This window comes from Brevibacillus sp. SYP-B805 (assembly GCF_011059135.1).
Taxonomy (GTDB): domain Bacteria; phylum Bacillota; class Bacilli; order Brevibacillales; family Brevibacillaceae; genus Brevibacillus_F.
Map to the genome: position 1 here is coordinate 319514 of NZ_JAALGD010000001.1, position 18701 is coordinate 338214.

Consider the following 18701-nt stretch of genomic DNA (forward strand, 5'->3'; position numbering starts at 1 on the left):
TGAGGCGCATAATTCCTGAAGGAGTGACCTGACAGATGTTTAAGTCCAAAAAGAACATCTTCTTTGATCTGTTTGAACAGCAAGTGGCGATCGTCCACAAGGGGTCTCATCTTTTTTTTGAAATGATCGGCAATTATCAGGATTTGGAATCCAAAGTGGCGGAGATCAAAGCGGTGGAAAAAGAAGGAGACGAAATCGTTCGCCGCATCATGAACGAATTGAACTCCACCTTCATCACCCCGCTCGAGCGGGAGGACATCCATGCGCTTGCCCATACCCTGGATTCGGTGATCGATTATATCGACGGTGTGGCTGACCGCATGTTCTTGTATCAAGTCAAGCAACCCGATCCGCGCGTGCTCGCGCAGGCCAACATCATCATGAAATGCACGGCCAAATTGACTGAGCTGATCCGCACCCTGCGCAAGCTGGATCACAAGGTTGTCGCCGAAATCGCCCGCGATATCAAGGAGCTGGAGCGGGAATCGGATGCCAACTACCGGAAGATGGTGTCGGATTTGTTGAATGCGCCGGACGCCAATCCGATTGAGGCCATCAAATTGAAGGAACTCTATGACAAACTGGAAGACTGTGCGGACTTTGCGGAGGACGTATCCAATCTGGTGGAAGGGATTGTGCTGAAAAATGCTTAATGTTTCGCCGGATTTGATCGTCCTGATCCTCGTGGTCATCATGGCTCTCAGCTTTGACTTCATCAACGGTTTCCACGATACGGCCAATGCCATCGCCACATCCGTCTCGACCCGGGCGCTGAGCCCCCGTACGGCGGTGCTGATGGCAGCCTTTTTCAACCTGATCGGCGCCCTTACCTATACGGGCGTGGCGAAAACCATCGGAGGCAAAATCGCCGATCCGTTCCAGCTGCAGAATGGGTTGATCATTGTGTTGGCAGCGCTGACATCCGCGATTTTGTGGAACATCATTACCTGGTGGTTCGGGATTCCAAGTTCTTCGTCCCATGCCCTGATCGGCGGGGTGAGTGGGGCGGTTGTCGGGGCGGCTGGCTTCGGCGCGATTAATCTGGAAGGGTTTGTCAGCATCGTGCAGGCGCTGATCATCTCTCCGCTCGTTGCATTCGGCGTTGGCTTCATCGTGATCAAGGTGATTTCCGCGCTTGTGGCCAATTTCAGCTATCACCGGACCAACCGGACATTCCGCGGCATGCAGGTGCTGGCGGCTGCCTGGCAATCGTTCAGCCACGGGGCCAATGACGCGCAGAAAACCATGGGGATCATCTCCTTTGCGCTGATCTCCGGCGGCTTTATGCATTCCACGACAGGCGAGATCACCATCCCGCTGTGGGTAAAGCTCTCCGCCGCACTGGCGATGGCGCTCGGCACGGCTGTCGGGGGATGGCGCATTATTGCGACGATGGGACGCAAAATCATGAAGATCAAGCCGCTGAGCGGATTCTCGGCTGACCTCTCCTCCGCGCTGATTATCACCCTGTTTACGATGTTCAAGCTGCCGGTCAGCACGACCCATGTGATTACCTCATCCATTCTGGGTGTCGGGGCTTCCCAGAAGTTCTCGGCGGTAAAATGGGGAGTGGCCGGCCGCATTGTCGTCACCTGGATCATTACCCTGCCTGCCACGGCATTGTTGGCGGCGGCATGCTATGTGGTGTTTGATGTGATCTTGTAGTGGGCAGGCTGTTTCCGGCTTGCCGGTGATAGGGTTCGGACCTGTGGGAGGGTTGAGACCCCCGCTGACTCGAGCAAGGGCCCTACTCGGCGCAGCGATCGCGATCGCCGAGTGGGTGGCGTTCGCTGATGTCGGCGGGGGTTTAAATCGTTCCCGTCAAGCGCTGCCACAAGGTGGGCTTCGGTTGGATGCGAATCGAACGGACAGCCGCCATCGGGATAAAGAGACGGGCGCCGCCGTCCTGTTCCAGGATGACGCCGGACGGTCCGCAATCGAAGAGCTTCCCTTCCTCCGTCGCGTGCAGACCGGCTGAGGACGGCACCAGAAACACCTCTACCTCCCGTTCGAGATAATCCGCTAACAGCTCATGCTCCATGCAATCACCTCCCGGACCGGCATGTTATTATCCAGCATCGCCAGAATTTCAATCTTTCAATCTTTCCAAATAGCGAAGCCCCTTCTGCGCGGAAGCAGAAGGGGCTTTTTCCGCATTAGATGTTGCGTCTGCGGGCGGTGATGATCATCAGGATGACCCCCGCTGCAGCAAGGGTGAGGCTCACCAGCTGGGCGACGCGAATGCTGCCCAGGTAGAGGCTGTCCGTCCGCAGTCCTTCAATGAAGAATCGGCCGATGGAGTACAGGATCATGTAGCTGAACAGGACTTGTCCGTCAAACTTCTTGAAGCGGTACAGCATCGTCAGCAACACGATGAAGACAACCAGATTCCACAGCGATTCATAGAGAAATGTCGGGTGATAATATTGGCCGTTGATCAGCATTTGATCCCGGATGAAGGCGGGGAAATGGGACATGAATGCCGCCGAAACAGGGCCGCCGTGCGCTTCCTGGTTGATGAAATTTCCCCAGCGGCCAATGGCCTGTCCCAGAATAACGCTGGGCATCAGCACATCGCCCATCAGCAAAAAGGGCAAGCCGTGTTTTCGGACGTACAGCGTACCGGCGAGCACGCCGCCGATCAGGCCGCCGTGGATGGCGAGACCGCCTTTCCAGACGGCAAAGATATCCCACAGGTTATTCTGGTAGCTTTCCCACTCGAAGATGACATAATAGGCCCGGGCGCAGACGATGGCGGAGGGGATGATCCATACCACCATGTTCAGGATATGGTCCGGATCAATCCCCACCCGTTTGCTGTGATAGCGGGCCAGGTAGGTCCCCACAAAAAAGGCGAGTCCCATGATGATGCCGTACCAGTGCACCTGCAGCGGACCGATTGATAGCGCGATCGGATCGATCAAGATCAGCTCCTCCTCTGAAGTATTTGTTTGGGGACAGTATAGCATATCTTCCGGTTACTTTCCTGTGTTTACCGGGATTTCGCCTTCAGAAAGGAGAGTATCGGATCAAGCGAAGCGCGATCGTCTGCGGAAAGGAGGGGACGGAACAGATCCCCCCGCTCTTGCAGCCTGGCCGGCAGATGATGCACGGTAAACTGGGTGGGATGGATCTGCGGCACTTCCTCCCAGGTGAGCGGCGTGGAGACGGTCGCTTCCGGTTTGGCGCGGGTGGAGTAGGGAGCCGGCAAGGTTTTGCCCCGCCAGTGCTGGAGATAATCGATGTACAGCTTGGTCCCCCTGTTTTTGATCAGGCGCTCGATGGTCAGTTCCCGGGGATATCGCGCCGTCAGGTATCGGGCAACGAATTCCCCCACCAGGCGGGTCTGCGCAAACGAATAGCGCCGCTCGATCGGGACATACACTTGCAAACCGCTTGCGCCGGACGTTTTGACGTAAGAAGGCAGTTGCAGTTCGTCCAGCAGTTCTTTCAGCCGCAGGGCCGCCTGCTGGACCGGACCGAACTCGGGCGTGGAAGGGTCAAGGTCAAAGACAAGCTCGGTGGGGATTTCATTGCCCGCTTCGTGAAAGGAGACATGCCATTCCAGCGCCGCTTGATTGGCCAGCCAGACCAGTGTCGGCAGATCATTCAGCAGGGGATAGCGGGTGGATTCCCATGTATGGGTAGGGATCCATTCCGGCGCATATGCCGGCAAATTTTTTTGGTAAAAGGATTTGTCATGGATGCCGTGGGGATAGCGAATCACGGTCAGCAGCCGGTTGCGGGTATAGGGAAGAAGAACCGGCGCCACCGTCATCAGGTATTGAATGTAAGCCAGCTTGGTCACACCCGCTTCCGGCCACAGCGGTTTGTCCGGATTGCTGATCGACAGCTGTTTGTCCTCCACGGTAAGCGTGTACTCGTGTACAGCCGTTCCCAAAGCGTTCACCCTCTTTTCCGGCATGTCGTTCTTCCGGTATCCTTACTATGCCCAAGGGAAGCGCCGACTTATCGTCTCATACCTATAGTAACTAGACAAAAGTAAGTTGCGGGTTGTATAATGCTTGCGAAAGGCAAGCGCGATATCGAAAGCGGGGAGATCCGGCATGAGCAAGGCAGCGAAACAGCAGCGCGGCATTCGCCGTGTGTGGAACGTTTCCCACAGAACCGGGGAGGGAACGCACCTCCGCATGGGCTTCGTTCTGGAACCGGGGCATTGGGAAGAGTTTGATCCGTTTCTGGCCATGATGGAAGACTGGTTTCAAAAGGGCACATTCGATTTCCACCCTCATCGCGGCCTGGAGACCGTCACCTATGTGATTGAAGGCAGGCTGGAACATCAGGACAATCACGGGGGAAAAGGACTCCTGCAGCCGGGGGATGTGCAGTGGATGACGGCGGGCCGCGGCATCATACACGCCGAGGAGCCGCTGGAAGGAGAGACCGTGCACAGCTTGCAGCTTTGGCTCAACCTTCCCCGTTCCAAGAAAATGACCGAGCCCCGCTATCAGGATCTGCACGCGGCAGACGTGCCGGTGCGCCGTGAACCGGGAGCCCTGATCAAGGTTTTTTCCGGTTCGTCTGCGGGGATCACCGCCAAGACGCTGAATCATGTGCCGGTCACCATGGTGGAGATCCAATTGGAACCGGGGACTTCCGTTGTTCAGGATCTGCCGGGCAGCTATAACGGGTTTTGCTATGTGCTGGAGGGGAGCGGCTATTTTGGCGCAGAGGAAACGCCCGGACAGAAGCAGCAGGTGCTGTGGCTCGGGCCGGCGGACGGCTCCCCGGAAAGTGAAGTCACGATAAGGGCGGATCAGGCGCTGCGTGTCCTGCTGTACGCGGGAGAGCCTGTGCGCGAACCGGTAGTGGCACGCGGCCCGTTCGTGATGAATACGGAAGACGAGATACGGCAGGCTTATGCCGACTACTTTGCAGGGAAATTCAACCCTTGAGCATGCTCTTTGTTTTTGCGCGGACCCGGGTAGATCGCCGGGCCGCTGTTTTTTTGGTTCAAACAAGCGCCCCACCGCTCAACTTTCATGGCTGCATCGTGCATTCCTCGGGAGGCACGTCGACGAACGCCTGGATGCTAGGCTGGCGCAGGGTATGTCCCTCGGTCCATTCGGCGAACTTGATTTTCACCGTATGCGTCGGCTTTACCCAGAAGGCATCGCGATGCCGGGCGGGCAGCTGAACGAACGGGCATGCTGTGGTTACGAGCGGATGCAATTTCTCTGTCAATTCCCGCCATTCCGCCGTCGTCAATCTGCCGGTTCCGGCGTGGCCGATATACCACAGCTTCCCTGCCTGGTCATACAGCCCGAGCAAGATGGCATTGACGATGCCTCCGCTTAGTGTGAAACCGCCGATGACCGCGATGAGGTCCCGGTAATTTTTGCACTTTTGCCACCGTCTGTCTTTTCCGTTGATGATGTACCTGCTGGTCAGGTCTTTCATGACGATTCCTTCCATGCCATGCTGTTTGATGACTTCGAACAGCGCCCGGCCGTCCGGATGGGAAGAAACCAGTTGCACGCGCTCGTTGGGCGTGATGATGCGGGAAAGCGCGTCAATCCGATCGGCGAGAGGCTGATTGTTCAGCCACAGGCCGTCCTGGTAGATGCAGTCGAAAATCATGTACGTCACTGGCACCTCATTCCGGATGTGCGCCACTTTCTCCATTCTCCGGAGCCCGTCTCTGCGCATCACCTCATGAAAGGAAGGTTTTCCGTCCTCGCCAAGGGCGATGATCTCGCCGTCCAATATGACGGATCCGGCATGGCAGTAGGAATGAAGATCGGTGATTTCAGGGTAGTGATGCGTCCGTTCGTTGCCTTTCCGATTATACAGCCGGACTTCCTTGCCGTCGTAATAGGTTAACACCCGCACCCCATCCCATTTCACTTGGGCGATCCATTCGCGCCCGGACGGAATCAGTTCGGTGCTTACCGGCTCCATGGGAATGATCGGTTTCATGGGCGACCTCCGCAGCAGAAATGGCGTCTCTTCTGGGTTATTATCGACATTCATAGACGGGGAAATTCTGCAGATAGTAAGGAGAGCGAATGGCTGGGAGGAGGGAAAGGGTTATGAAGCGTCTCGGCTTGGCATGCCTGCTGCTGCTGGCAAGCGTCTGCGGACTTCCTCGCGCATCCGCAAGCGGGAGCATCTGGATGCCCATTCACGTGCTGATCGATGCCGGTCACGGTGGAGTGGACGGGGGAGCCAGCTATGGCAGCCTGCTTGAAAAAGAGGTGAATCTGCAGATCGCCCGGATCCTGTACCGGCAGCTTACCGAAAAGGGATACCGGGTCATTTTGAACCGGACGGGCGACTATGCGCTGAGCGATGAGAACAAGTGGCTGAACAGCCCATCCCGCCATCTGCGGGATTTGGCGCAGCGCAAGCATCTTGCGGCGGAATTGCCCGTGGAGATGATGATCAGCATTCATGCGAACTGGTCGAAGAATGCTTCCAAGCACGGGCCGCTTGTGCTGTACCAGCGGAACAACCAGAGCTTCATGCTGGCCGATCTGATCCAGCATGCCTTGAATCAGCTGTATCACACCTCGGCAGAGCCGAGAGCTGCCGGGAGCTATTATTTGCTGAAGCACTCCCTGTGCCCGACGATCATTGTGGAAGTGGGGTTTTTGAGCAACCGGGAAGACCGCGAGCGCATGACGGATCCGAACGGGCAGGAAAAGATCGCACAGGCGATTGCAACGGCCGTCCACGAATATCTCCTGTTGGTCGGAGAGATGCAGGAGATGTCCGAGTGACTGACGAAATAAGAGGGGCCGCAAGCACGGCTCCTCTTATTTCGTAAAGATATGCTGCCCGATTTTCTTGATTTGCGGACGCGACCAGATCCAGGAGGACGTCGCCGTCTTTGGATTGAAATAGTACAGGGCGCCTCCGCTCGGGTCCCAGCCGCGGGCGGCATCCCAGGCGGCCTGATAAGCCGTTTTATCGGGAGTCATCCAATACTGGCCATCAGCCAAGGATGTGAACGCGCCCGGTTGGAAGATCGTACCCTTTACCGTTTTGGGGAAGCCCGCCGTCTGCAGCCGGTTCATGACGACAGCGGCGACAGCCACTTTTCCGATGTAGGGTTCACCGCGCGCCTCCGAATGCACCACTTTCGCCAGCATGGTGAGTTCGTTAGCGTTGACGGAAAACTTGCGCAGCGTATTCCACGTCTTGGTTCCTGCGATCCCATCGGCAGGAAGACCGTAATCACGCTGGAACGACGCAACCGCTTTGGTGGTTCTCCACCCGTAGATGCCGTCTATTTTGGAGGGATAGTACCCCAGCAGTTGCAGGCGGTATTGCAGATCCCACACGTCTCCGCTGACCGCTCCGGGCTTTAGTACGGCAGCAGCTTGCGCCTGCAAGGGGGGCAGCATGAATGAGACGGCCAGCAGCGCCACCAGGATGGCGTACATACTCCATTTCTTCATGATGCGGTACCTCCTTTCTCCCAGCCATTGTAAAAGGCAGAATAGGGAGGTTCAATGCCAGTTTTCTGGAAATGGAAGAGAATGATGGAAGGTTATTCCGCTTTCTTCCTTTTCAGCTTTCTGGTCGTTGTACGCGTGGCGGCCTTCTCTTCCGTCTCAGGTTCCACGGCTGTTGACACAGCCGGTGTGCGTTCCGGCTCAGCCTTGACGGGTACGCCTACCTCCGCCGAAGTGGCCGCCAGACTTTCCTTCAGGGCTTGCATCAGATCGATGACGTTGGCGCGCGGAGCGGCCGGGGAGACGGCCACTTCCTTGCCTTCCAGCTTCCGCTCGATCAGCTCCTGCAGGTCGGCCCGGTACCGGTCGGTATATTTGGCGGGATCAAAGGGGGAGGACATGCGGGAGATCAGCTCCTCCGCCATTTTCCGCTCATTCTCCGTCAGCTTGAGGGTCTCGGCGGGAAGGTCGGGTACGAGTGATACAGAACGCACCTCATCGGGATAATAGAGGGTGGCCAGCATGATGCAGTTTTCATGGATGCGCACCGCCGCCAGGCTCTGCCGGTTGCGCATGGTGATGCGGGCGATGGCGATTTTGCCGGTTTCGTGCATGGCGGCGCGCAGCAGGGCATAGGCTTTCTCCCCGGTTTCCTGGGGCGCGAGATAGTAGCTTTTGTCAAAATAGACCGGATCTATCTCCGACAGATCGACGAAGTCCAGAATTTCAATGGCGCGGCGGGTTTCTGGGGCAATGCTTTCCAGCTCTTCATCCTGGATGATGACAAAATTGCCTTTCTCATACTCGAAGCCGCGAACGATCTCGCTTGCCTCCACCTCGCGATCGCAGTGGGGGCACATTTTGGCGTAGCGGATCGGGGTGTTGCACGCCTTGTGCAGCTGCCGGAAGCGAATGTCGCGCTCCTCCGTTGCCGTAAACATGCGCACGGGTATATTGACAAGGCCAAAGCTGATGGAGCCTTTCCATACGGTATGCATGACTGAAACCTCCTGTCCGGCATGCGTTTTGCTTCGTATCCGCGGAGTTCGTTTGGCCCCATCGCGCCTTGACTCCAGCGGAAGTTCGCCATCATGTTAAAACCGGTCCCCATGGACAGACCGGTTACCGACCGTGCTTGGTGATATCCTTCTGATCCGCATCCGACTGCATCTCGCGGGCCAGCTCGACAGCTTGGCCGGTGCGGTCAGCCAGCGACTGCATGGCGGCCGCCGCCTGCTTGCGTTGGGAAGGGCGTTTCTTCGCCATAAGTACCTCCTTGCCTTGCGTGTTACTGGCTAGTTTCTCCCGCGCCGCCCGATCCATGCGCAAAAAAAAGCCCCACTGTTTCCAGTGAGGCAGCGGTTTCATGCGTTCCCGCGCGGGGAACCATCGGCACGCATGCTCCTATCAGACATGTCGTGCGCCACCCAAAACCGCCTTTCAATTATGGGAGAGGAGAAACCGGAGGAAGAGCTTATGGGGAAACGTAAGTCTTCTCCGCGGTTGTCAGCGACACCCTTGCGTCGCTAGTCCTATTCTTTGCCAAATGTTTCTGGTTTATACACGCAGGGATGCAAAATTTGCTCCGCTGTTTTACGTTTCTTTCCGGATTGTGTTAGTATGAAATCATCATTGGGTATCGACAGGTGAGGATATGCGCGTTATCGCGGGAGAGCTCAAGGGGCGGCCCCTGTCCGCCGTACCGGGCAAAGGGACGAGGCCGACCACCGATAAAGTGAAAGAATCCATTTTCAATATGATTGGCCCCTATTTCGACGGGGGAGTTGCCCTCGATCTGTACGCCGGAACCGGTGGTTTGGGGATTGAGGCGCTGAGCCGGGGAATGGAAAAGGCGATTTTCGTCGAGGTGGACAGCCGGGCTTTCGCCGTGGTCAAGGAGAACATCGAGAGGCTGGGGTTGGCGGATCGGGCCGAACTGTACCGCAATGATGCGGCACGTGCGTTAAAGGCGCTGGCGAAGCGGGGAATCCCGTTCGATGCCGTCTTTCTGGATCCGCCGTACGCCAAGCAGAAAATCGCTGACGAAATCGCTTACCTGCAAGAGGCCAACCTGCTTGCGGATGAGGCATGGATCGTGGCGGAGCATGCGGCCGCCGATTCCCTGCCGACGGCGGTGGGACGCTGTACCGTGGACCGGACCGCCACCTATGGCGATACGACCGTTACCATTTATCGGCACAGGAGAGAGGGAGGAACCTGATATGCACATTGCAGTTTGTCCAGGCAGCTTTGACCCGGTTACATACGGACATCTTGACATTATTACACGGGGGGCGAAGATTTTTGACAAAGTGATCGTCGCCGTCCTGATCAATTCCAAGAAAAATTCGCTGTTCAGCGTGGAAGAGCGGGTGGAACTGCTGCGGCAGGTGACAGCCGAGCTGCCCAACGTCGAGGTGGATTCCTTCAACGGCCTCCTGATCGACTACATGACCGAACGGCAGGCCAAGGTCGTGATCCGGGGGCTGCGAGCCGTCTCCGATTTTGAGTATGAGATGCAGGTGGCCTCCATTAACAAAAAATTAAAGGACGATGTGGAAACGTTCTTTATGATGACCAACAACCAATACTCCTTTCTGAGTTCCAGCATCGTGAAGGAAGTGGCGAAATACAAGGCGAGCGTCGGTGATCTTGTGCCGCCTGTCGTGGAAAAGGCGCTGCGCGAAAAATTCGCCGCGCTGTAAAGCTTACCGGTATGATTTGCGCCAGGTGCCGACGACAAGCATCCGCACCAGGAAGCAGAGGGCCCCGAGACCCAGCGCGGTGATCCAGGACTGCCCAAACAGATGCCACCAATGGGCCGTCGGGCTCGCCAGCTCCTGCGCCGAAAAGACGGGAACGCTGTCGGTGATGCCTGCAGCCAGCATCGTCAAGGGCTGCCACAGCACGAACGTGCTCAGCAGGGCCAGGACGGCATGGAGGGCGCGGGCAAAAAGATAGGGTGTCACCCGGATATCCGTTTGGCTCAGGATGCTCGCCACCTGCGCATGGACGCTGAAGCCTCCCCAGGAGACGAGCGCGCTGGCGATCGCCGCTTTCCAGATCAGCGGGATATCGTTCGGCATCTCGCTGACCGCCTGGGCGCCGAGGGTTACTTCAAACGTCCCCGCCACCAATGCTTTCGCAAACGCCGTCGGGAGGCCGAGCGGACCCAGCAGGACGGACAGCGCACCGCTGAGAAACCGGGTCACGTGGATGGCGGAAAGAAGCTGGATCACGACGGAAAAGACGACGAGAAATCCGCCGATCATCAACTGCATTTGCAGGGCCGACTGAACCGCTTCCCCCATCAGCTTGCCGAAGGGGCGCCCGTCCCTGATCCGCGCCCGGTGCATGGCCTGGAGCGCGCGGATGGCAAGCGGCAGTTGGTTGTTCGGCAGCTTCTTGCTGGACGGGTCGAACGCCGCGTGGAACCGGTAGACGATGCCAAGCAAGAGGGCGGACAGATAGTGGGTGACGGCCAGCACGAAGCCAAGCTCCTCGCTGTGAAAAAAACCGACGGCAACCGCGCCGATCACAAAGAGCGGATCGCCCGTCGTGGCAAAGGAGACCAACCGCTCTCCTTCCGCGCGGGTGAGACTTCCGTTCTCCCGCAGCCGCGTCGTCAGTTTGGCCGCCACGGGATAGCCGGATGAGAACCCCATGGTCAGCACAAAGCCGCCCGTGCCCGGGACGTTAAACAAGGGCCTCATCAACGGCTCCAATAATACCCCGACGAAATGGACCACGCCGACGCCCATCAAAATCTCGGAGACGACAATAAATGGCAGCAGGGCCGGGAAGACGACCTCCCACCAGATGTCCAATCCTTTGATGGCTGCGCGAAACGATATCTCCGGATGGGAGACGAGCGTGATGACCAGGCCAATGGAAAAAAGGGCAAGGAGCAGTGTCAAGAGTGGAGAACGACGTGTCATAGGTTCCTCCTGGGCATGCAGGTTAGTACATGTCTACGTCCGACCAAAGAAAACTATGCGCCCAAGCTTGCAGCCGGACGCATGCGAGCGGCGGGGACGGATGCAGCGTTTTGGAGGGGAGGGAGCGCGTTGAAAACGACAGTGAAGCCAAAGGTGGGGCTGGCCCTGGGAGCGGGCGGTGCCAGAGGGCTTGCGCACATCGGCGTGTTAAAAGCGTTTGAGTCCCACGGCATCGAGGTGGATCTGCTGGCGGGCAGCAGCATGGGCAGCCTGATCGCCGCCCTCTATGCCAACGGGATTGAACCCCGCATGATGGAAAAGCTGGCGGTCAATTTGAAGCGGAAGCATTGGCTGGATGTGATCGTGCCCAACCTGGGATTTGTCGCCGGGGAGAAAATCAAGGAGCTGATCCGGCTGCTTACGCACGGCAAGCATATCGAACAGCTGAACAAGGAACTGGCGATCGTCGCGACCGATATCGAAACCGGGGAACGGGTTGTTTTCCGCGAAGGGCCGATTGACAGGGCGGTGCGGGCCAGCATCTCCATTCCCGGCATATTCGTGCCGGAGCGCGTCGACGGCCGCCTCCTGGTGGACGGCGGGGTGATCGACCGGGTGCCGATCACGGTGACCAGGGAGATGGGGGCGGACATCGTGATTGCGGTGGATGTCGCCCAGTTTGACACCCGGATGAAGGTAACGTCCATTTTCGATGTGATCGCCCAGACCATCGATGTCATGGAGCGGGAAATCCTGCGCCATCGGATGCTGGCGGCCGATCTGGTAATCCGTCCGAATGTTGGACATTATAGCAGTATCGCCTACGCCGCCATCGAGGAGATCATCGCCGAGGGCGAGAGAACGGCGCTTGCATACGTGGAACAGGTGAAAGAATTGATTGACAAGTGGGAGGCAACGACATGACGGAGGAGTACCGGACCCCTCAGAACCGCGCAGCCAGACGCATCCGGCTGCTGCTGTGGCTGTTTGTCCTGCTGATGGCGTTGATGCTTGCGGGGTTCTATCTGCCGACACCCTATTATGTCGAACGGCCGGGCTCGGCCGTCGAACTGGCCCCCATCGTCGAGGTGGAGGGGGGCAAAAAGGATGCGGCCGGGGTGTTTATGCTGACGACGGTCCGGATGGGAGAAGCCACGCCGGCTTGGGTGTTGTATGCCAAGCTGTTTCCGGATGCCGAGTTGATCGACAAGGATCTGGTGCTCAATCAGGGGGAATCGGACGAGGATTTCACGAGGCGCGAGCAGGCCGTGATGCAGAACTCGCAGAAAATTGCAGAAGCGGTTGCTTTCCGTCTGGCAGGCTACGAGGTGAAAATCGAAAACCACGGCGTGATCGTGATGGGCACCATTCCCGGCATGCCGGCCAAAAACATCTTTCAGGTCGGGGATATCATCACCGCCGTCGATCATCATGCGACGCCGGAACAGCAGGCGCTGCGGAACTACCTGGCGAAAAAGAAGGTGGGAGATACCGTACAGATCACCTTCCAGCGCGACGGCGAGGAGCGGACGGTTCCCGTCACGTTGGGCGAACTGCCCGGAGAGGAAGCGCATCGGCCGGGACTCGGCATCAGCCTGGACAACAACCAGGTGATCGAGGTACCCGAAGAGGTTACCATCACGGCGCGCAATATCGGCGGGCCGTCTGCCGGACTGATGTTTACGCTGGAGATCTACAATCAGCTGCGCAAGGACCTGGACCTGACGCGCGGCTACCGGATCGCAGGCACCGGGACGATCAACGCGGACGGGACGGTGGGGCGCATCGGCGGAATCAATCACAAGGTGGTAGCGGCCGACAAGGCAGGCGCCGAAATCTTTTTTGCGCCGGATGACGCCGGATCGGAATCCTCCAATTATGAGGAAGCGGTCGCCACGGCGAAACGCATCGGGACAAAAATGAAAATCGTGCCGGTGAAAACCGTTGACGACGCGATCGCCTTCTTGACATCCCTGCCGCCCAAGCGCTCCTAAACTTCAGGGAAGGCTGTCAAGGAAAATAGGTTGACAAAGGTGTATGGCTACCGCTATAATCATCCTTGTTGCGCTTGAGGTGATAGAACGTTGAATATCAAACTTGTTGATTTGGATCACCGCAAAGGAGAGCCGCTCGCTTTCCAGGTCACGCTTGATCCGGCCGAGCTGAAAGAGAGGCATCAGGAGATCAGGGGCTTGACGACGGTGGAGACGAAGGGCGAGGCGGCCAAATTGGGCAACCTGTATCACGTGAAAGGCGCCATGGAGGCGAATGTCGATTTCGTCTGCGCGCGCTGCCTCAAGCCGTTCACCGAGCACATGATCGTCCCGTTTGCCGAGACCTTTGCCACCCCCGAAGCCGGGAGCGAGGTGGATGAGGAGAGCGATATCCATCTTTTGGAGGGGGAAGTGATCGAGCTCAATCCCCTTTTGCAGGAAGATTTTCTCCTGGCCATGCCCTCCTTTCCGCTGTGTGCGGAAGATTGCGAGGGGCTGTGCCCGGTATGCGGCATCAACCGCAATGAAGGGAGATGCAGCTGCGATACCCGGCGCATCGATCCGCGGTTGGCGGCGCTGGCCGATTTCTTCGGCAAGGACGAAGAGTAACGAGAATTGTTTTCAAGATGGAGCTTCACATCAGCTTCATTTTTGAACGGATGGCCGAAGCGGTTTCCCCTTCCCATCCGGATACACAAGGGATGTTAAACCTCTTTCTCATAGAGGCCCTAACAGACACAGAACCAGTTGAAGGAGGTGTAAGCAAGATGGCAGTACCTCAGCGGAGAACTTCCAAAACCCGTAAAAGAATGCGCCGTACGCACTTCAAATTAGAGATCCCCGGCATGGTAAAATGCGATCATTGTGGCGAACACAAACTCGCACACCGCGTTTGCCCAAGCTGCGGACACTATAAAGGGGTAAAAGTAGCGAAGTAAGAAAAAGCAGGGTGAGTCTTTCACCTTGCTTTTTCTTATTTCGGAAGACCGGTTGACGGGGCTGGAAAAAATTGTGTACAATGATGCTCCGATTTGTTTGCCGGAAGAGAGGTAGCGGCATGGTTTATTGGGAAATCATCCGGAAAAGTTATCGTCAGAATCTTCAATATCGTTTGTCTCATCTGATCAGCAATGGGGCCAGCGCCATATTCGGCCTGATCTATATCGCGATCTGGTTCGGGGTGATGAGCGGCAAAGAAGGGACAAGCCCCTACGCCATGCGGGAGATGGGCCACTATTTAACCTTCACGCAATGCACGCTCTGGATCACCACCTTTCTGACGCCGGGTCTCGGCATTTCCAACAGCGTCCGAACCGGAGCGGTCAGCTTCGACCTCATGCGGCCAGTCAATTATTTTCTCTATGTGATCAGCCATGAAATCGGACGCATCGCCTACAATCTGCTTCATCGTTCCGTGCCGATCGGCATCACCCTTTCCCTCCTGGTCGGACTGGCCCTGCCGGCCAACCCCGCGACATTCGTGTGGACGCTCCTCTCCCTGGCGCTCGCCGTCTATCTCGGCCTGCTGCTGTTTTACCTGGTGGGCATCTCTTCCTTCTGGACGACGGAGATTCGTTGGGCCCACCAAACAATCGTCGCCATGATGCTGGGATTGGGCGGACAGATGATTCCGGTAAACCTGCTGCCGGACATGTTGGGAAAGATCGCGGCGGCTCTGCCGTTTGCCTGCATTCTGTATGATCCCGCCGCCATCTACATGGAGAAAATCCCGCCAACGGCCATCGGGCTGCAGGCGGGATGGGCATTGGTGCTCACCGCAGCCGCCCTGACCGTCACACGGCTGGCGCGCCAAAAAGTGGAGATTCAGGGAGGGTAGCATGTTTTTCTTGTATCGCAAGCTGCTTGCGGCCAGCATCCGGGCGCAGATGCAGTACAAGCTCAATTTCATCGCCACGGCCGTAACCACCGCCATGCTGTCGTCCATCGATTTTCTGATCCTCTCGGCCATCCTGCACCGCTTCGACCATGTGAAAGGGTGGAATCTGTACGAAGTGGGGCTCCTTTACGGCCTGGCCTCCATCGCCGTCTCCCTCTACCGGGTGCTGGCCCCGGAGATCCATGATTTTGAACGGTATATCGTGTTCGGGGAGCTTGACCAGCTGCTGACGCGGCCCGTCTCCCCGCTCCTCCTGCTTTTGACCCGCAACCTGGAGCTGTCCCGGATCGGCGGGGCGGTGCAGGGTCTTGTCATTCTCATCGTCTCTCTTGGAGGACTGGCCGGGCAGGGGCGGGTCACCTGGCTCCTCCTGTCCTATCTGCCGATTGCCGTGCTGACGGGGCTGATGATCTTTTTTGCGATCGGGCTGGCGACCGCGACGACCGCTTTCTGGACGGGGCAGTTGAAGGAGCTGCAAACCTTTACGATATTTGCACCGGCCACGGCCGCCAACTTTCCGATCAGCCTCTATCCGGGGTGGCTGAAGCTGCTGTTCTACTCCGTTGTTCCGGTCGCGTTTCTCAATTATGTCCCCATGCTGTACCTGCTGGACAAAGGGGGAGCGTGGCCCCTGCTGCTGGTCGCGCCGCTTGTGGGCGGCGTGTTCTGCTGGCTTTCCATCCGGTTTTGGCAGTTCGGCATCCGCCATTATCACAGTACGGGCAGTTAAGGAGGAATTTCCATGATCGAAGCATCGGGGCTGGTCAAGACGTTTCGCCTGGCAAGGGGCGGAAATGGGACCCTGGGTGCCCTGAAGGGGCTGTTCACCCGCGCGTATACGGAGGTACAGGCCGTCAAAGGGATTTCGTTTACCATCCGGGAAGGAGAATTTGTCGGTTATATCGGCCCCAACGGCGCGGGGAAATCGACGACGATCAAGATGCTTGCAGGCATCCTTCATCCGACCGAAGGGGAAGTGACGGTCGCCGGCTGCAGTCCGCAAAGGGAGCGGAAAGAAGTGGCGAAGCGCATCGGGGTGGTTTTCGGACAGCGGACCCAGCTCTGGTGGGATCTGCCCGTGCGCGACTCCATGGAAATCCTGCAGGCGATGTACAAGATCGATGACCGGTCGTTCCGGGACGCGATGGAACGGTTCAATGCGCTGCTGGACCTGCATGAATTCCTGGACATCCCCGTGCGCAAGCTCTCGCTCGGGCAGCGGATGCGCGCGGATTTGGCGGCAGCGCTGCTGCATGACCCGCCGGTGCTGTTTCTGGATGAACCGACGATCGGCCTCGATGTTGTGGCCAAAAACAAGATCCGGCAGTTCCTCCGGGAGATCAACCGGACCGATCGAAAAACCATCCTCCTGACCACCCATGACATGGATGATATCGAACAGCTGTGCAGCCGGATCATCCTGATCAACCACGGGCAGGTGATGTTGGACGGCACGCTCGACCAACTGCGGGCCCAAATCGGGCTGCCCAGCGTGATCGTGGCCGAATACCGGGAACCGCCTGCGATCACGGGGGTGTTGGACGGGGTGGAACAGGTGGAGCAGATCGGCAACCGGCTGGTGATCCACTATGACAAGCGAAAAACCCCCACTCCCCGGCTGCTGGCGGAAATCGGGCGTTGGGGCGAACCGGTTGACATCCAGATGAAGGAACCCGATATTGAAGAAATCATCCGACTCCTGTACGGAAGGGTTGCCAATCCGGCACGGTTATCCTATACTAGCTTTAGTACCTGGTATTAAAAACTACCCGCAAACATACATATGGTAGCAAGGCTTTTGCGGCAATTGGGGGGTGCCCGCTATCGCCCGTTTAGCAAAAAGGGAACGCCAGTCCCGTCTCGTCCAGACGCTGACGGACAACCCGTTTACCACCGACGAGGATCTGGCTGAGCTGTTTGACGTCAGTATACAAACCATCCGCTTGGACCGACTGGAATTGGGAATTCCGGAATTGCGCGAGCGGATCAAATCGGTTGCAGAACGCAGCTTCGACACCGTGAAATCGCTCGGGATCGACGAGGTGATCGGGGAGATCATCGACCTGCAGCTGGATGCCCAAGCCATCTCCGTCCTGGAAATAAAAGAAGAGCATGTGTTTGCCCGGACGCAGATTGCCCGCGGCCACTACATCTTTGCCCAGGCCAACTCCCTGGCTGTCGCGGTGATTGACGCGGACGTGGCGCTGACGGCAACGGCCCGCATCCGCTTCATCCGCCCGGTGCGCCTTGGCGAAAAACTGGTTGCCAAAGCCACGGTGCGCAGTCAGGATCGGGAGTCATGCAAGGTGCGGGTAGAGACGAAGGTGCAGGGAGAACCCGTATTTACCGCAACGTTCCGGGTATACCGGATGTCGGAAGCGAAGGATGCGAAAAAACGCCCTGACGGAAGAGAGAACGCACCATCTTAGAGGAGGAAAAACCTTGCGTATAGCGATCGATGCAATGGGAGGGGATCATGCGCCGGCCAGCACCGTGGCCGGGGCGCTGGAAGCAGTCAAATCGGACCCCTCTCTTACTGTTGTCTTGGTTGGGGATGAGAACGAGATCAGGCGGCATCTTCCTCCCCAGGTTCCCGCGGGCATAGAGATCTACCACGCGTCCGATGTGATCGGACCGGAGGAAGAGCCGGTCAAGGCTGTCCGCCGCAAAAAAGATGCCTCCTTGGTCGTGGCTGTGCGGCTGGCGCGGGACGAACAGGTGGCGGCTGCCATCTCGGCAGGCAACACGGGCGCGCTGATGACGGCCGGGCTGCTGGTCGCCGGCCGGATGAAGGGCATTGAGCGGCCGGCGTTGGCCGCGTTTATCCCCACCATGAAGGGGAAGGTTACCCTTGCGCTCGATGTGGGGGCCAACATGGACGCCAAGCCGGTCCATCTGCTGCAGTATGCGATCATGGGCAGCATGTACGTGGAGAAGGTGCTCGGCTTTGAGCAGCCAACCGTCGGGCTGTTGAATGTAGGCACCGAGGAGGCGAAGGGGAACGAGCTGACCAAACTGGCCTTCCCGCTGCTTGCCAAAGCCAACATCCGTTTTGCCGGCAATGTGGAGGCGCGGGATATTTTGCAAGGGGTCAGCGATGTGGTGGTTTGTGACGGTTTCGTCGGCAATGTCATGCTGAAATCGATGGAAGGCGCGGTCGCCACGATATTTGGTCAATTGAAGCAGGAGTTTACTTCCAGCTTCTTGAATAAGTTGGCAGCGGCTGTTCTCAAGCCAAGCATGCTCCGTTTCAAGAGACGGATGGATTACGAAGAGTACGGCGGGGCGCCGCTGTTGGGTTTGCAGGTTCCGATATTTAAAGCACACGGTTCCTCCGATGCCCGGGCCATCAAGAATGCGATTCTGGCGGCAGGCCGCTTCGTGAGACAGGATGTGAACCGTTTTATCCAGGACGAACTGGAAAAAGAGATCTATCAGGAAAGCGAGTGAG

23 protein-coding genes are annotated in these 18701 nt (G+C 57.7%); 15 read left to right on the forward strand and 8 right to left on the reverse strand.

Features of this window, described 5'->3' with window-relative positions:
* Window positions 1-35 precede the first annotated feature (35 nt).
* Both G3578_RS01595 and G3578_RS01600 read left to right on the forward strand, forming a co-directional pair.
* Window positions 36-653: a DUF47 domain-containing protein gene (locus tag G3578_RS01595; RefSeq protein ID WP_165207959.1), complete on the forward strand. Its 618-nt coding sequence runs from the start codon at window positions 36-38 to the stop codon at window positions 651-653.
* The gene (locus G3578_RS01600; protein WP_165207961.1) at window positions 646-1665 is read left to right on the forward strand and encodes an inorganic phosphate transporter; all 1020 of its coding nucleotides are present in this window, start codon (window positions 646-648) and stop codon (window positions 1663-1665) included. The genes G3578_RS01595 and G3578_RS01600 overlap by 8 nt, the downstream gene beginning before the upstream one ends.
* A 142-nt stretch (window positions 1666-1807) precedes the next feature.
* Here the strand turns inward: G3578_RS01600 and G3578_RS01605 are convergent, their stop codons facing one another.
* The 3 genes from G3578_RS01605 to ligD form a co-directional block, all read right to left on the reverse strand.
* Window positions 1808-2041: a hypothetical protein gene (locus G3578_RS01605; RefSeq protein ID WP_165207963.1), complete on the reverse strand. Its 234-nt coding sequence runs from the start codon at window positions 2039-2041 to the stop codon at window positions 1808-1810.
* Between the two features lie 115 nt (window positions 2042-2156).
* Complete coding sequence (gene lgt / locus G3578_RS01610; protein WP_165207965.1) at window positions 2157-2924, reverse strand: prolipoprotein diacylglyceryl transferase; 768 nt, start codon at window positions 2922-2924, stop codon at window positions 2157-2159.
* A gap of 68 nt (window positions 2925-2992) precedes the next feature.
* A complete protein-coding gene (ligD, locus tag G3578_RS01615) occupies window positions 2993-3901 on the reverse strand; it encodes a non-homologous end-joining DNA ligase (RefSeq protein ID WP_481752713.1) in 909 nt (302 codons plus the stop codon).
* 166 nt (window positions 3902-4067) lie between these two features.
* Here ligD and G3578_RS01620 point away from each other — a divergent pair, with 166 nt between their 5' ends.
* Window positions 4068-4916 (forward strand): pirin family protein, encoded by an 849-nt coding sequence (locus G3578_RS01620; protein ID WP_165207969.1) that lies wholly within the window; start codon window positions 4068-4070, stop codon window positions 4914-4916.
* 85 nt (window positions 4917-5001) lie between these two features.
* On the opposite strand, the gene G3578_RS01625 is transcribed toward G3578_RS01620, so the two are convergent.
* Window positions 5002-5940, reverse strand: a complete 939-nt coding sequence (locus tag G3578_RS01625) for an ATP-dependent DNA ligase (protein WP_165207971.1) — start codon at window positions 5938-5940, stop codon at window positions 5002-5004.
* 113 nt (window positions 5941-6053) lie between these two features.
* On the opposite strand from G3578_RS01625, the gene G3578_RS01630 reads away from it, so the two are divergent.
* A complete protein-coding gene (locus tag G3578_RS01630) occupies window positions 6054-6743 on the forward strand; it encodes an N-acetylmuramoyl-L-alanine amidase family protein (protein ID WP_165207973.1) in 690 nt (229 codons plus the stop codon).
* A gap of 36 nt (window positions 6744-6779) precedes the next feature.
* Here the strand turns inward: G3578_RS01630 and sleB are convergent, their stop codons facing one another.
* The 3 genes from sleB to G3578_RS01645 form a co-directional block, all read right to left on the reverse strand.
* The gene (gene sleB / locus G3578_RS01635) at window positions 6780-7424 is read right to left on the reverse strand and encodes a spore cortex-lytic enzyme (protein ID WP_165207975.1); all 645 of its coding nucleotides are present in this window, start codon (window positions 7422-7424) and stop codon (window positions 6780-6782) included.
* A gap of 92 nt (window positions 7425-7516) precedes the next feature.
* Window positions 7517-8419, reverse strand: a complete 903-nt coding sequence (gene ku / locus G3578_RS01640) for a non-homologous end joining protein Ku (protein ID WP_165207977.1) — start codon at window positions 8417-8419, stop codon at window positions 7517-7519.
* A 124-nt stretch (window positions 8420-8543) separates the two neighbouring features.
* On the reverse strand, window positions 8544-8687 hold the full coding sequence (locus tag G3578_RS01645) for a hypothetical protein (protein WP_165207979.1): 144 nt from the start codon (window positions 8685-8687) through the stop codon (window positions 8544-8546).
* A gap of 388 nt (window positions 8688-9075) precedes the next feature.
* Between G3578_RS01645 and rsmD the strand changes: the two genes are divergently transcribed.
* Window positions 9076-9642, forward strand: coding sequence for a 16S rRNA (guanine(966)-N(2))-methyltransferase RsmD (gene rsmD, locus G3578_RS01650; RefSeq protein WP_165207981.1), 567 nt, complete (start codon window positions 9076-9078; stop codon window positions 9640-9642).
* 1 nt (window position 9643) lies between these two features.
* A complete protein-coding gene (gene coaD / locus G3578_RS01655; protein WP_165207983.1) occupies window positions 9644-10126 on the forward strand; it encodes a pantetheine-phosphate adenylyltransferase in 483 nt (160 codons plus the stop codon).
* A gap of 3 nt (window positions 10127-10129) precedes the next feature.
* On the opposite strand, the gene ylbJ is transcribed toward coaD, so the two are convergent.
* Complete coding sequence (ylbJ, locus tag G3578_RS01660; protein ID WP_165207985.1) at window positions 10130-11359, reverse strand: sporulation integral membrane protein YlbJ; 1230 nt, start codon at window positions 11357-11359, stop codon at window positions 10130-10132.
* A 129-nt stretch (window positions 11360-11488) separates the two neighbouring features.
* Between ylbJ and G3578_RS01665 the strand changes: the two genes are divergently transcribed.
* The 9 genes from G3578_RS01665 (at window position 11489) to plsX (ending at window position 18700) form a co-directional block, all read left to right on the forward strand.
* Window positions 11489-12283, forward strand: a complete 795-nt coding sequence (locus G3578_RS01665) for a patatin-like phospholipase family protein (protein ID WP_241254397.1) — start codon at window positions 11489-11491, stop codon at window positions 12281-12283.
* Entirely contained in the window at window positions 12280-13353 is a 1074-nt protein-coding gene (locus tag G3578_RS01670; RefSeq protein ID WP_165207987.1) for a SepM family pheromone-processing serine protease, read from the forward strand. Before G3578_RS01665 ends, G3578_RS01670 begins: the two co-directional genes overlap by 4 nt.
* 90 nt (window positions 13354-13443) lie before the next feature.
* The gene (locus G3578_RS01675) at window positions 13444-13962 is read left to right on the forward strand and encodes a YceD family protein (RefSeq protein ID WP_165207989.1); all 519 of its coding nucleotides are present in this window, start codon (window positions 13444-13446) and stop codon (window positions 13960-13962) included.
* A 158-nt stretch (window positions 13963-14120) separates the two neighbouring features.
* Window positions 14121-14291 (forward strand): 50S ribosomal protein L32, encoded by a 171-nt coding sequence (gene rpmF, locus G3578_RS01680; RefSeq protein ID WP_165207991.1) that lies wholly within the window; start codon window positions 14121-14123, stop codon window positions 14289-14291.
* 119 nt (window positions 14292-14410) lie between these two features.
* Window positions 14411-15190 carry an ABC transporter permease gene (locus G3578_RS01685; RefSeq protein ID WP_165207993.1) on the forward strand — a complete coding sequence of 260 codons (780 nt, stop codon included), beginning with the start codon at window positions 14411-14413 and terminating at the stop codon, window positions 15188-15190.
* Between the two features lies 1 nt (window position 15191).
* Window positions 15192-15980 carry an ABC transporter permease gene (locus G3578_RS01690; protein ID WP_165207995.1) on the forward strand — a complete coding sequence of 263 codons (789 nt, stop codon included), beginning with the start codon at window positions 15192-15194 and terminating at the stop codon, window positions 15978-15980.
* 12 nt (window positions 15981-15992) lie between these two features.
* A complete protein-coding gene (locus tag G3578_RS01695; RefSeq protein ID WP_165207997.1) occupies window positions 15993-17012 on the forward strand; it encodes an ABC transporter ATP-binding protein in 1020 nt (339 codons plus the stop codon).
* Between the two features lie 52 nt (window positions 17013-17064).
* A complete protein-coding gene (fapR, locus tag G3578_RS01700) occupies window positions 17065-17679 on the forward strand; it encodes a transcription factor FapR (RefSeq protein WP_165207999.1) in 615 nt (204 codons plus the stop codon).
* Between the two features lie 13 nt (window positions 17680-17692).
* Window positions 17693-18700 carry a phosphate acyltransferase PlsX gene (gene plsX / locus G3578_RS01705; RefSeq protein WP_165208001.1) on the forward strand — a complete coding sequence of 336 codons (1008 nt, stop codon included), beginning with the start codon at window positions 17693-17695 and terminating at the stop codon, window positions 18698-18700.
* Window position 18701: the final 1 nt, after the last annotated feature.